The sequence below is a fragment of the Photobacterium phosphoreum genome (genome assembly GCF_002954725.1).
Taxonomy (GTDB): domain Bacteria; phylum Pseudomonadota; class Gammaproteobacteria; order Enterobacterales; family Vibrionaceae; genus Photobacterium; species Photobacterium phosphoreum.
Genome location: NZ_MSCQ01000001.1, coordinates 572,501 through 586,166 on the forward strand (window position 1 = coordinate 572,501; position 13,666 = coordinate 586,166).

The 13,666-nt window shown below is 40.6% G+C and carries 12 protein-coding genes; 9 read left to right on the forward strand and 3 right to left on the reverse strand.

Annotated elements, in window-relative coordinates; all coding sequences use genetic code 11:
• Positions 1–64: 64 nt before the first annotated feature.
• The 5 genes from znuA to BTO21_RS02505 all read left to right on the forward strand — a co-directional run bounded on the left by znuA (position 65) and on the right by BTO21_RS02505 (position 5,390).
• Positions 65–1,021: a zinc ABC transporter substrate-binding protein ZnuA gene (znuA, locus tag BTO21_RS02485; RefSeq protein WP_052672584.1), complete on the forward strand. Its 957-nt coding sequence runs from the start codon at positions 65–67 to the stop codon at positions 1,019–1,021.
• Between the two features lie 2 nt (positions 1,022–1,023).
• Positions 1,024–2,385 (forward strand): murein DD-endopeptidase MepM, encoded by a 1,362-nt coding sequence (gene mepM / locus BTO21_RS02490; RefSeq protein ID WP_045026787.1) that lies wholly within the window; start codon positions 1,024–1,026, stop codon positions 2,383–2,385.
• A 253-nt stretch (positions 2,386–2,638) separates the two neighbouring features.
• Positions 2,639–2,866: a FeoA family protein gene (locus BTO21_RS02495; RefSeq protein ID WP_065192682.1), complete on the forward strand. Its 228-nt coding sequence runs from the start codon at positions 2,639–2,641 to the stop codon at positions 2,864–2,866.
• Entirely contained in the window at positions 2,866–5,151 is a 2,286-nt protein-coding gene (gene feoB, locus BTO21_RS02500; protein WP_045026786.1) for a Fe(2+) transporter permease subunit FeoB, read from the forward strand. The genes BTO21_RS02495 and feoB overlap by 1 nt, the downstream gene beginning before the upstream one ends.
• Entirely contained in the window at positions 5,148–5,390 is a 243-nt protein-coding gene (locus BTO21_RS02505) for a FeoC-like transcriptional regulator (RefSeq protein ID WP_045026784.1), read from the forward strand. The genes feoB and BTO21_RS02505 overlap by 4 nt, the downstream gene beginning before the upstream one ends.
• Positions 5,391–5,512: 122 nt before the next feature.
• On the opposite strand, the gene BTO21_RS02510 is transcribed toward BTO21_RS02505, so the two are convergent.
• Entirely contained in the window at positions 5,513–5,944 is a 432-nt protein-coding gene (locus BTO21_RS02510) for an HIT domain-containing protein (RefSeq protein ID WP_045026780.1), read from the reverse strand.
• Positions 5,945–6,113: 169 nt separating this feature from the next.
• Between BTO21_RS02510 and BTO21_RS02515 the strand changes: the two genes are divergently transcribed.
• Positions 6,114–6,719 (forward strand): DUF924 family protein, encoded by a 606-nt coding sequence (locus BTO21_RS02515; protein WP_065192684.1) that lies wholly within the window; start codon positions 6,114–6,116, stop codon positions 6,717–6,719.
• A 93-nt stretch (positions 6,720–6,812) separates the two neighbouring features.
• Here BTO21_RS02515 and argS read toward each other — a convergent pair whose 3' ends face one another.
• On the reverse strand, positions 6,813–8,543 hold the full coding sequence (gene argS / locus BTO21_RS02520; RefSeq protein ID WP_045026778.1) for an arginine--tRNA ligase: 1,731 nt from the start codon (positions 8,541–8,543) through the stop codon (positions 6,813–6,815).
• Positions 8,544–8,955: 412 nt separating this feature from the next.
• Here argS and BTO21_RS02525 point away from each other — a divergent pair, with 412 nt between their 5' ends.
• On the forward strand, positions 8,956–9,540 hold the full coding sequence (locus tag BTO21_RS02525; protein ID WP_045026777.1) for a VOC family protein: 585 nt from the start codon (positions 8,956–8,958) through the stop codon (positions 9,538–9,540).
• Positions 9,541–9,618: 78 nt separating this feature from the next.
• Here the strand turns inward: BTO21_RS02525 and purU are convergent, their stop codons facing one another.
• Entirely contained in the window at positions 9,619–10,452 is an 834-nt protein-coding gene (purU, locus tag BTO21_RS02530) for a formyltetrahydrofolate deformylase (protein ID WP_045026775.1), read from the reverse strand.
• 206 nt (positions 10,453–10,658) lie between these two features.
• Between purU and BTO21_RS02535 the strand changes: the two genes are divergently transcribed.
• Together BTO21_RS02535 and tsaB are read left to right on the forward strand one after the other, a co-directional pair.
• On the forward strand, positions 10,659–12,617 hold the full coding sequence (locus BTO21_RS02535) for a DNA repair helicase YoaA (protein ID WP_045026774.1): 1,959 nt from the start codon (positions 10,659–10,661) through the stop codon (positions 12,615–12,617).
• Positions 12,618–13,319: a tRNA (adenosine(37)-N6)-threonylcarbamoyltransferase complex dimerization subunit type 1 TsaB gene (gene tsaB / locus BTO21_RS02540; protein ID WP_045026772.1), complete on the forward strand. Its 702-nt coding sequence runs from the start codon at positions 12,618–12,620 to the stop codon at positions 13,317–13,319.
• The last annotated feature ends 347 nt before the right edge of the window (positions 13,320–13,666 follow it).

Below are 13,666 nucleotides of genomic sequence, written 5' to 3' on the forward strand. Positions count from 1 at the left end.
TTGAGAAAAATTTCTTTGCTGATAATCAATAATTTTTGCTGCTCTACATTTTATGGAAAAAATCATGCCCCGTTTAGCTTCTCTTTGTTGTGCCACTGCTATTATTGCTTCTAGTTCTGCATTTGCCACCGATACGTTTAATGTAGTGACGACGGTAAAACCATTGAACTTGATCGTGAGTGAATTAACTCAAGGCGCAGCGACCAGTGAATTTGTTATTCCTGCTGGTACCTCACCCCATGATTATGCTCTGCGTCCTTCAGATGTAAGAAAGCTTAAACAGGCTGATCTTGTTGTCTGGGTTGGGCCTGAATTAGAATCATTTCTAGTTAAAACAATGGCTTCAAAACCTGAGAATGTTGCATTAAGTCAACAACACGATATTAGTTTTCGTTACTATGCAGAAGATGAGCAAGAGCACGCTGGGCATGAAGATGAACACGCTGGGCATGAAGATGAACACGCTGGACATGAAGATGAACATGAAGGTCATCAGCATAACCATCAGGGCATAGATCCTCATTTATGGTTAGGTCCGGAGCAAGCGATACAAGCGGCAAATGTCATAACTAAGGCATTGATCAAGTATGATCCATTGCATAAAAATACATATACCGCTAATCTTTCTACATTCACGACAGATGTTCAGCAAGCTGTTTCTCAACTTAATAAGCAATTAAAGCCGTTAAATAATAAAGGCTACTATGTTTTTCATGATGGTTACGGCTATTTTGAACAACAATTTAAGTTAGATAATCTTGGCCATTTTACGGTTGAACCGGATCGTCGTCCGGGAGCGAAAACACTGTTATCTATTCGTCAAGCATTAACGAATAATGAGGCATACTGTGTCTTTAGTGAACCTCAGTTTTCACCCGCTGTTGTGAAATCTGTGACCAAAGGAACGAATGTAAAAATAGGGACTCTTGACCCAATGGCAACTGATATCGTTGAGGGCAAGGGAGGATATGTCCGTTTTCTGAATGAGCTTGGAGAACGATTTAGTAAGTGTCTTAATTAATCATGAAATATTATATCGCTGCGGTTACATCATTAAAAATGTTACCGTTGCAGCATAAAATCGCATTATTCTCAACCACTGTTTTGATGGTGGCTGCTATTGCATGGCAGCCATCTAAACATACAATCCATTTCCCCAGTTTTAAAAAACCAGCCCCTATTAGTGTCCCCATTAATATTACGGGATACGAGTTGTCAGAACCCGATAGTGAACCTATGGGGGAATCTTTAGATCAAAATGACCCTCAATTTCAGGCACCAAAAGATGAAATTGAGCAACAATTAGTACAAGCCCAAGCAGAAATAGAATCTAAACATCGAGTGTCATCTGGGGAAACCTTAGGGGTTATATTCTCCCAATATGGTTTACCGATATCAGAGATGTATCGTTTAATTGATGCTAATAAATCAGTACAAATGTTACGTGTTGGACAAATACTTGAATGGGAAGTCGATGCTGATGGTAAGTTGACTTCACTGAGTATTATCCGCAGTAAGAAAGTCACAGATACCTATACGTTAGGTAAAAAAGGTTATCGTTATGAAGAAGTGGTGCAAAAAGGTGATATTAAACCAGTAACATTAACTGGACGAGTATCAGGTAGTTTTTATAATTCAGCACGTGATGCTGGGTTAACACCCACTCAAATTAGTAATGTAGTAAAAGCGCTACAGTGGAAGATGAATATTGGTCGAGATGCCCGTAAAGGTGACTCATTTGGGGTGGTATTAGATCGTGAATTTATTGATGGTAAAGCGGTAGGGAAAGGTAAAATTAATGCCTTTTACTATAAAAGCCAACGTCGTGGACATTCGATCTTCATCGCTCGTGGTGCTGATGACCAATTTTATGATCAAGATGCACGTAGTTTAAATCGTGGTTTTAAACGTATCCCTACGCTTAAAGCATATCGGATTAGTTCATCATTTAATCCAAACCGTCTGCACCCTATAACTAAACGTCGATCTCCACATAATGGTACTGATTTTGCGGTGCCAGTAGGTACCACTATTTTGGCGGCTGGCGATGGAGTGGTGGTTAAATCACAGTATCACTCGTTAGCGGGTAATTACATTGTGATTAAGCATGGACGTGAATATATGACCCGCTATTTGCATTTAAGTAAACGCCAAGTCAAAGTGGGTGATAAAGTTAAAATGGGACAGAAGATTGCAAAAAGTGGTAATACGGGGCGTTCAACTGGACCACATTTACATTTTGAATTGCTCAAGAATGGGCGACCAGTTAATGCAATGAAAGTGCCACTGCCACAAGCTGAGCCGCTAAGGGGTAGTACTCGAACCCAATTTATGCGTAATGTTAAAGCATATAAAAAACAATTAAGCGCACAGATGCCGAGTTAAAATAATCATAAGCAGTTGTTCCTAAAGCGTACCGAGAGGTACGCTTTTTTTATGCGTGCAATAAATAATACAGAAAGAATGATAATGCGAAATTATTAGTTATTTATAGCGAAAAGGTACCATTAATAAGTGATAACGATTATTTAAAATCAGTGGTGGAATAATTGATTTAAGACAAGACTAATTTCGTATCAAAGTGTAAAATTCGCCATATCGTAATGAAAACAATTCTTATTAAGGTAGCCATTTAGTTATGAAACTGTCAGAGATGTCGTGTGGTCACAGCGGTACAGTGATTAATATGTCTGCGTTACCTGCTGTAACGCGAAAAAAATTAATGGTCATGGGGCTGTTACCGCATACTGAAATCACTGTGGTACGTTTAGCCCCATTAGGTGATCCCCTTCAGGTCCGAGTGCGTGGTGTTGATATCGCACTGCGTAAAAAAATTGCTGAAGATATAGAAGTTGAGGTTAAATAATGCAATATGACATTCTTACCGTTGGTAATCCAAATAGCGGTAAAACGACACTGTTTAATGGATTAACAGGATCAAAACAGCAAGTAGGTAACTGGGCTGGTGTCACTGTTGAAAAGAAGACTGGTCGTTATCAGCATAATGGAGATGATTTTTCTCTGACAGATCTTCCTGGCATTTATAATCTTGATAGTGCGAATGATGCTAATAGTCTTGATGAAGCGATTGCATCACGAGCGATTTTAACAACGCCTGCTGATGTTATTATTAATGTTGTTGATGCATCATCGCTTGAACGCAGTCTATATATGACGTTGCAATTACGTGAATTAGGTCGACCGATGGTGGTTGTGCTTAATAAAATGGATGTACTCAAGCGCCAGCAACAAGTTTTAGATCTTAAAGCATTAGAAAAAGCCTTGGGTTGTCCTGTGGTGGCATTGTCTGCCAACAACATGGAACGCATTGGCGAATTTAAATCAAAACTGCATAAAATGCTGATTCAAGGAATTGTCGTTGCAGATTTTTCACTTGATTATGGGGATGATTTTGAAGCTGCGGTTGAGAAATTAAAGCCATTATTTATACATAATGAAAAACTCAATCCTCGTGCGCAATCGATTCGAGTGTTAGAAAATGACACGTTAGTGATCCGCACTTTATCAGAAGAGCATAAACAACAAGCATGTACTATTCGTAGCCAAATGCTTGAGTTGGTTGATGCTGATATTCAAGTGGCTGATGTACGTTATACTTTTTTACATCAACTCTGCCAGAAAGTACGTCGTCAAGAAGGGCGTTTAAGCCACAGTTTAACCGACAAAATTGATCGCGTATTATTACACCGCGCTATTGGTATCCCATTTTTCTTCTTTGTAATGTACGTCATGTTTATGTTTGCGATTAACATAGGCAGTGCATTTATCGACTTTTTTGATATTAGTTTCGGTGCTGTGTTAGTTGATGGCGGTCATTATTTATTAGATAACCACTTACCTGTCTGGTTAGTGACTATTATTGCTAATGGTATTGGTGGTGGTATTCAAACGGTTGCGACCTTTATTCCCGTTATTGCTTGCCTATATCTTTTCCTCGCGGTACTGGAAAGTTCGGGTTATATGGCTCGCGCTGCTTTCGTGCTTGATAAAGTGATGCAAAAAGTGGGCTTACCGGGTAAAGCGTTTGTTCCACTGGTGCTTGGTTTTGGCTGTAACGTACCCGCAATTATGGCGACCCGTACTTTAGAACAAGAACGTGAGCGCAAACTTGCAGCAGCAATGGCTCCGTTTATGTCATGTGGTGCACGTTTACCTGTATATGCATTATTTGCAGCTGCTTTTTTTCCTGACAATGGTCAAAATGTTGTTTTTGCTTTATATATTTTAGGTATTGTTGCAGCGGTAATGACGGGGCTTATTTTACGTAACACGCTTTATCCGGGTGCAAGCGACAGCTTTATCATGGAAATGCCGAATTATGAATTACCGACAATACGTAATGTTGTTATTAAAACATGGCAGAAGCTAAAGCGTTTTGTGTTTGGTGCCGGTAAAACGATTGTTGTGGTTGTGACTATTTTAAGTTTCTTCAATTCATTGGGTACTGATGGCTCATTTGGTAATGAAGATACTTCAAAATCAGTGTTGTCGCGTGTTGCACAAGTGGTTACTCCAGTATTAGAACCCATTGGTGTTAAAGCAGATAATTGGCCAGCAACGGTAGGTATTATTACGGGTATTTTTGCTAAAGAAGCGGTAGTGGGTACATTAAATAGCTTATATGCGCCAGCACTTGACGGTAAGAGTGAAGAGTATGATCTTATTGGTAGTTTAAAAGAAGCGGTTGCTTCTATTGGCGATAATTTATCGGCGTTAAGTTTCAGTGATCCTTTAGGTATTGAAGTTGGCGATCTTGATAACACATCAGCGGTTGCTGAAGAGCAAGGTGTTGATCAGTCTGTTTTTGGTAATATTCAGTCACGATTTGTGAGTGGTGCTGCTGCAATGTCTTACCTGATATTCATTTTACTTTATACGCCATGTGCTGCGGCAATGGGAGCATATGTACGTGAGTTTGGTAAACCGTTTGCTGGTTTTATTGCAGGTTGGACGATGTTACTGGCCTATACTTTTGCGACATTGTTCTATCAAATTGCAGATTTTGCTCTACATCCAGCCAGTAGCTCGTTTTGGATTGCATTCTTCATTGTCATCAATATCGGGATCTACTTCTTGATGAAACGACAAGGTAAAAAGCAGTCTCACTTAGAAGGGTTATTGTTTGAATGATTTTACAACAATTAAAACAATATATTGATCAACATGGGCGCGCAAGTCGTAAGCAACTTGCTCTTCATTTTGGTATGTCAGAGGATGGCGTTGATGCAATGCTTGCTGTTTGGGTACGCAAAGGGACGATAGGTAAAGAATTAATTGGTTGTGATAGCACCCAATGTTGCCAATCAGCTAAAGATGTCTGGTATCGATGCTTAGCCGCTAATGAGCTGTCAGTGACGGTGATGCGTTAACCTATAACAGTGATAATAAAAACAGCCTGCGGGCTGTTTTTTTGTATCTGAAATAAGTGAATGATGCTCGATCCGCGATACTTAGAATGAGCGCAACTCAGTGGGCTGCGCTTCATCATGGTTTAATTGATCGCAGTAAAACCTGCGATGTTACTGAGTTCTTGGCGTAACTCTTCAGCGAGAGCATGCTGCACTTCTTCGTTACGTTGAATACCTTTGGTGTTTCCCCAGATAGGGCCAGGCCATGCAATATCATCACTAAAACGGGCGATATGATGGATATGAAGCTGAGGTACAAGATTACCGAGTGCACCGATATTGATTTTTTCGGCTTGATAGTCTTGCTCTAATAAGGCCGCAACGGCGGATGATTCACGCATCAATTGTTGTTGATCTTGTTCTGATAAATGGTGAATTTCGCGCAGTGCGTCATAGCGAGGCACTAAAATAAGCCAGGGGCCAAGGGCTTCTTTTACCAGTAATACTTGTGATAAAGGTAAATCGCCAAGTACCGTTGTATCTGCCATTAATCGAGGATGAAGAGTGAAACTCATGTAATTATTCCTTAACAGTACATTCTAGCTCACAAGCTTGAGCATTATTTATTATAGTAAGCTTAATTTAGCGTAATTGGTATTATCCTTTAGGGGATATAAAATCGTTGCTTAATAGAGAATGATTATCCTATAAAATTGTGGTTAGCGTGTCTTAATGGGGGCTTAAATGGTAGCTGAATATCAATTTATTCTTGATTACTGGTTTGGTGAGCTAAACGGTGAAGTGACCCGTGACAATAAACAGCCACTGTGGTTTTTAGGGGGAGCTGATGTTGATGCCGAAATTATTTCTCAGTTTCAACGTTGGGTTAGTATGGCGGGTAATGGCGAGCTTAATTATTGGAGTGATACCGCGCATGGTCGTCTTGCTTTAATTATTTTATTAGATCAATTCCCACGTAATATTTATCGCGGATTGAATGCGGCTTTTCGGTATGATCTATTAGCATTAGCTATTTGTAAACGAGGCTTAGCCCTCAATCAAGATGCTGAACTTACCGCAATTGAACGTGTGTTCTTTTATTTACCACTAGAGCATTCTGAAGATTTAGAAGATCAAGAAGAAAGCGTATTTCGATTTGATTTACTGCGTAAGCATGTACAACTTGAGAACGTTGCAGTGTTTGATGGTTTTTATGATTTTGCCAATAGTCATTTTCAGGTGATTAGAGAGTTTGGGCGTTTTCCACATCGAAATGCAGTGAAAGGGCGGTTATCTACTAAAAAAGAACTGACATGGTTACATGGTGGCGGCTTACGATTCGGGCAATAAGTGTTAGATTTTTTTGTATTAAAAAAGCCTTCATGAATGAAGGCTTTTTGTTGTGTCGCTACTACAATAAGTCGTTATCACAATAGAGTGTAATTACATACGCTCTAGCGTTTCAATACCTAGTAGATCCAAGCCTTTCTTAATTGTGTTAGCGGTTAGTAGTGCTAACTTTAAGCGGCTTTGCTTAACGGCTTCTTCAGCGTTAAGAATTGGACATGCTTCGTAGAAGCTAGAGAACAGACCTGCAAGTTCAAACAGGTAAGTACACATTAGGTGTGGTTGACCTTCACGCGCTACAGATTGAACAGCTTCTTCAAATTGAAGTAACTTAGACAATAATGCTTGCTCTTTCTCGTCATTGATAACGATAGGGCATGTTAGATCTTTTAGTTCAACGTTTGCACGCTTAAAGATAGACGCTACACGAGTGTAAGCATACTGCATGTATGGTGCAGTGTTACCTTCAAATGCAAGCATGTTATCCCAGTCGAAGATGTAGTCTGTGGTACGGTGCTTAGAAAGATCAGAGTACTTAACTGCAGCCATTGCAACAGTTGTCGCAATTTTTGCTTTTTCTTCAGCACTTAGTTCTGGGTTCTTCTCTTCGATTAGCTTGTTTGCACGCTCTTCTGCTTCATCAAGAAGATCAGCAAGACGAACAGTACCGCCAGCACGAGTCTTAAATGGACGGCCATCTTTACCTAGCATCATACCAAATGCGTGGTGCTCTAGAGACACTTCCTCTGGTACATAACCCGCTTTACGAACGATAGACCAAGCCATCATTAGGTGTTGATGTTGACGAGAGTCAATAAAGTACAGTACACGATCAGCGTGTAATTGCTCATAACGGTATTTAGCACAAGCAATATCTGTGGTGGTGTATAAATAGCCGCCATCACGTTTTTGGATGATAACACCCATTGGATCGCCGTCTTTGTTCTTGTATTCATCAAGGAAAACAACCGTTGCGCCATCACTTTCTACTGCTAGACCTTGCTCTTTAAGATCAGCAACAACAGGTGCAAGCATGTCGTTGTACATTGACTCACCCATCACGTTCGCATCAGTTAATGACACGCTTAGACGATCGTAGTTACGTTGGTTTTGCTTCAGTGTAATAGCAACAAGTTGACGCCATTTATCAAGGCAGTATTCGTCACCGCTTTGTAGACGAACAACGAAGTTACGTGCTGTTACACCAAACTCTTCGTCTTCATCATAAAGCACTTTTGATTCACGGTAGAAACCTTCAAGATCGCTGATGTTCATTGAAACATCGCTACCTTGTTTCTCTTTACGCTGCATGTTAGCGATAAGCATACCAAATTGGGTACCCCAGTCGCCAAGGTGGTTAGCACGGATAACATTGTGACCTAAAAACTCTAGGGTACGTACAACAGCATCACCGATGATGGTTGAACGTAAGTGACCTACGTGCATTTCTTTTGCTACGTTAGGCGCTGAATAGTCAACAACAATAGTTTGAGCTTCATCAGTATTAACTGCTAGACGTTCGCTTGCTAATGCTTCTTCACCGCGAGCGGCTAGCCACGCTTTATCAAGGAAAATATTGATAAAACCTGGGCCTGCAATTTCAACTTTCTCAGCAATACCGTCTAATTCTAGGCAGTCGATAACTTTTTGAGCGAATTCACGTGGATTCATACCCAATTTTTTAGCTACGCCCATTACACCGTTTGCTTGGTAATCACCAAATTGTACTTTTGCTGACTGACGAACTGCTGCTGGACTACCGGCAGGTGCGCCTGCAGCTTCTAATGCTTGTGATACTTTATTATTAATAAGTGCTTGAATATTCACTCGCTGTTCCTTAATCGTTTGTAACGCCAATCATATATATGTGGCAAAAACGTCTGCATATAGCAAGATATGCCGTCAAAAATACTCATGGAGCTAAAGTGTTTTTTGCTTAACTAAAAAATCGACCAAAGCTACGTGAGTATTTTTTGATGGTGGTGTTCATTTAGTTAAAACACCAATATCTTGAATAAGCAGCGTGCGTTACCCTAATAATACCCACATAGTTAGGTACTTTGGCAACTGGAAAAAGAGATTGTAAGCAATTTTTTTTAAAGTTTTTCAAATAGGCTAAAATAAAGCCAAAATTCAGCACTGATAAGGCTTACCTTGTGATAGGTTCGCCACAGGTAATGCGGAAAGTGTGAGTAATTATGCGGTTGTTTATTAAATGTTACATGATTGGAGTGGCGAAATGCAAAATTTGAAACAATTGGGATTACATCCTGAGCAAATGTTAGCTGATTTACCTATTTTTATGAATCGCATTATTTGCTTGGCTGACGAGATCGGAATTTCACTGTCATCGTATGTAGCAGATCATATTGCATTGCGGGTTAATTCGCAGGATATTGCACTAGAGCTGCATCAGGCATGGTTAGCCTATGGTACTGAATGGTCAAAGGCGATCATCAATGGTCGACCTATTGTAGTGATTGGGCTTGATGAGCCGCTACAAGTTGGTGATTGGACGATTGAAGCATTAGAGTTACCTTACCCCAGTGATAAAGTTTACCCGCAGCAAGGGTGGGAACATGTGGAGTTTGTTATTCCAGGTAATGCCATGTCGATTGAACAATTACAACAAACAATCAATACAGCATTTCCAGCCTTAGATTGGCAGCAGCTAGCCACTAAGGGTATTAAAGTTAAAGCCAGTTCTCCAGCGGGTGAACATGAACGTTTACCGAATCCAACCTATGCATTTAAAAAAGACAATATATGCATTAAATTACATTCGCACTCTTTAGCCGCAGTGATTGCGAGTGAACAACGGTAACGGATTCTGTCACCGCAAATTAAGCAAAAAAATGCCACAACTAAATCAAGCTGTGGCATGGTTAAATTTATTTATTCTTTAAAGAATCACAGTACGGTTACCGTAAACAAATACGCGATCATCGACCACTAAGCCTAGCGCTTTGCTCAATACTGATTTTTCTACATCACGCCCCGATTTTGCCATTTCTTCAGCACTGAACGTGTGATCCACCGGAATTACGTTTTGAGTAATGATTTGACCTTCATCAAGATCATTAGTGACAAAGTGAGCCGTTGCTCCAATAATTTTTACCCCACGCTCAAAGGCTTGCTGGTAAGGCTTTGCACCGATAAATGCCGGTAGAAAACTGTGATGAATATTAATGATTTTATGTGGAAACTGCGCCACAAAATTAGGCGTGAGAATACGCATGTATTTCGCTAGCACCACATAATTAGGTGAATATTGTTGTACTGCGGCCAGTAGTTTTGTTTCATGTTGCTCACGTGTGAGCCCTTCATGGCAAACATGATGAAATGGCACATCAAATTTTTCGGTTAAATTTTGAAGTTTGTCATAATTACCTACGACAGCGGCTATCTCAATATCTAATGAACCATCAAATGTTTTTACCAAAATATCCCCTAAGCAATGGGCTTCTTTGGTAACCATAATGACGATTTTTTTACGCTCAGAACTAATTAAGCGACGCTTGCTACCAGCGGGTAAAGCGCGATCAAGATCAGCCAGTAAGGTTTCATCATTGAAATATCCTTCGAGATCAGTACGCATGAAGAAGTGATTTTTAGCGTTATCAACATACTCTTTATTATTAATTATGTTGAGCTGATGTTTATGACAGATGTTGGTAATCTTGGCGATAAGGCCCATATTATCAGGGCATTCCGTTAACAGTGTTTTCTTTTCCATGTCTATTCCTGATGGCGGCAACGTTGTGCTCTGCCTAAAAATCATAATTTATCACTATGACGCTAATTCTATATTGGGGTCAAATAGTTTATTAGAGCGGCTGTTTCATCATCAAGAAATAGCCGTGGGCATGGGTGGTCGTAAGGTAATAAAATAGGCATAATAGATCCATTGATACTGTATAAATAACCAATAGTGCGAAGTAAATGATAGCTAAGTTTTTTGCCGCTGGTGGTGCGTTAGATAAAGCCATTCCCGGATTTCAAGCCCGACAATCTCAAATTGATATGACAAAAGCGGTTGCTGATGCAATTAAACAGCAATCACAATTAGTGGTCGAGGCGGGTACGGGGACGGGTAAAACATTTGCCTATCTTGTGCCTGCCTTAGTTAGCGGTAAGAAAACCATTATCAGTACTGGCTCAAAGAACCTGCAAGAACAGTTATTTCATCGTGACTTACCTTTAATGGCGAGAGCCTTGGGGTTTACAGGGCGAGTAGCGTTATTAAAAGGACGCTCAAACTATTTGTGTGTTGATCGCCTTAGCCGCCAGATAACCGAAAGTCATGGCGATCATTCTGATCCCATAATGCTCAGTTTATTAATTAAAACCCGTCAATGGTCATCGGCATCGAAAACGGGTGATCTGGGTGAATGTGAAGATATCGCAGAAGATAGTCCAGTGATCCCCATGATCACCTCAACCAATGATAATTGCCTTGGCCGTGAATGCCCGTCTTTTGATGACTGTTTTGTTGTAAAGGCTCGCCGCAAAGCCATGGAAGCTGATATTGTGGTGGTCAATCATCATTTATTTTTGGCTGACTTAGCAATGAAAGATAATGGCTTTGGTGAATTGATCCCAGAAGCGGAAGTGTTTATCTTTGATGAAGCCCATCAAATGCCAGATATTGCCAGTCAATATTTTGGTCAGAACCTTTCTAGTCGCCAATTAATTGAATTAGCAAAAGACATTGAAATTGGTTATCGCACTGAAGCAAAAGACATGCGCCAACTGCAAAAAGCAGCAGCACGTTTACAGCAGGCTGCGTTTGAAATGCGGATTATTTTAGGTGATCCCGGTTTTCGAGGCAATTGGCGAGAAGCATCACGAACCCCTGCCGTGCAACGTGAATTAGTGCGTCTAAATGATGCGCTTGATTTAATTTATGATGTATTGAAATTAGCCTTAGGGCGTAGTCAATTATTAGATGCTGCCTTTGAACGAGCAGCGTTGTTAAAAGCGCGTTTAAAACGGGTTGTCGATACCAGTATTATTGGTTATTCGTATTGGTATGAGTGTACACCGCGCCAGTTTAGTTTGAATATTACACCGTTATCAGTCGCAGATAAGTTCAGTGAACGAATGAAAGAGCAAAAAGGGGCATGGATTTTTACGTCAGCAACCCTCGCTGTTGATGATGATTTTAGTCATTTTTGCCATCGTCTAGGTTTACAACCCAAACAACAGTTTTCATTAGAAAGTCCATTTGATTATGCAAGCCAAGCTTTGTTGTGTGTGCCGCGGCATTTACCTGAGCCAAATAGCTATGGATTAGCCGATAAATTAGTTGAAATGCTCACGCCGATTATTGAAGCCAATGATGGCCGTTGTTTCTTTCTTTGTACTTCGCATCAAATGGTACGCGATCTTGCTGAAGGCTTTCGAGCGCGACTCGATTTACCCGTATTAGCCCAAGGTGAAACCAGTAAACAAAAGCTGTTGGCTGAATATCTTGAGCGAGGTAATGCGTTATTAGTGGCAACAGGGGCATTTTGGGAAGGTATTGATGTTAGAGGCCAAGCCCTTAGCTGTGTTATCATAGACAAATTACCATTTACAGCACCAGATGATCCGTTATTAAAAGCACGTATTGAAGACTGCCGCCTACGAGGTGGTGATCCCTTTGCTGAGGTACAAGTACCTGATGCAGTGATCACCTTAAAGCAAGGTGTGGGTCGATTGATTCGTGATACTCAAGATAAAGGGGTATTAGTGATTTGCGATAATCGTTTAGTTACTCGTGCTTATGGCGCTGTATTTTTGAGAAGTTTACCGCCAATTCCACGCACGCGTAGTGTTGCAGGGGTTAGCGAATTTTTGTCAAACTTAACCGATACTCAGGTATCCGTAAGTGACGATATCCAACATTCAGAGGCTTGAATGAGCACCAAAATTCTGGCAGTAGATACTGCAACTGAAAACTGTTCTGTCGCGCTGATGATCGGCGATGACGTTATTTCTCGTTGTGAATATGCTCCTCGTGAGCACACCACGAAAATTTTACCTATGATTGATGCGGTACTGGCAGACGCTGGTATTAAATTAAAGCAGCTTGATGCACTCGCTTATGGGCGTGGACCAGGTAGCTTTACGGGTGTTCGTATTGGTATTGGTATTGCGCAAGGTTTAGCCTTTGGTGCTAACTTACCAATGATTGGTGTGTCTACTTTGGCTGCAATGGCACAAGGTTCATTCCGCTTACACCAAGCAGAGCATGTGTTAACCGCTATTGATGCACGTATGGGGGAGCTTTACTGGGCTCAATACCAGCGTAAAACAGATGGCGATTGGCTATTGTTGGGTAATGAGCAAGTGATTGCCCCTGATGTTTTATTGGCCAATGTGCAGGCCGATCAAAATACATGGCTAACGGCGGGTACAGGGTGGGAAGCTTATCCTGAACTGCTAAGTCAATTGCCGTTTAAAGCCCAATTAGGCAGTGTGCTATATCCTGATTCACAAGATATGGTGCATTTAGCTAAATATGTATTTGCTCGTGGTGAAATTGTTACCGCAGAAGCAGCAAGCCCAGTATATTTACGTGATACTGTGACGTGGAAAAAATTACCGGGTCGTGAGTAATTTGACTTTAAATCAGCGTTGATATCTGTTGTTGATTTAGTCATGTAAATTAAGACGAAGAGTGATAGTCTATGTTGTCACTCTTCGTATCTTTAATTGATCATAATATTGATAATTATCTTATCTCTTAGGTAGCACTTATCTGAGTATAGATACCATCAGCAGTGAAGCGGTTGTCGTATCTTTTTTTTCTTCTCTCTCATCTCCTCGTTTATATTTTTGTTATTGATGATTCATCAAGAATCTCTAACATACCGTTAATTCCTCTTGAAATATTACTATTAACACGACCAAGTCGCGGATTACAGCCGGCTTAGGTGTCGATGCTTTTTAGTGTGATCTGACGA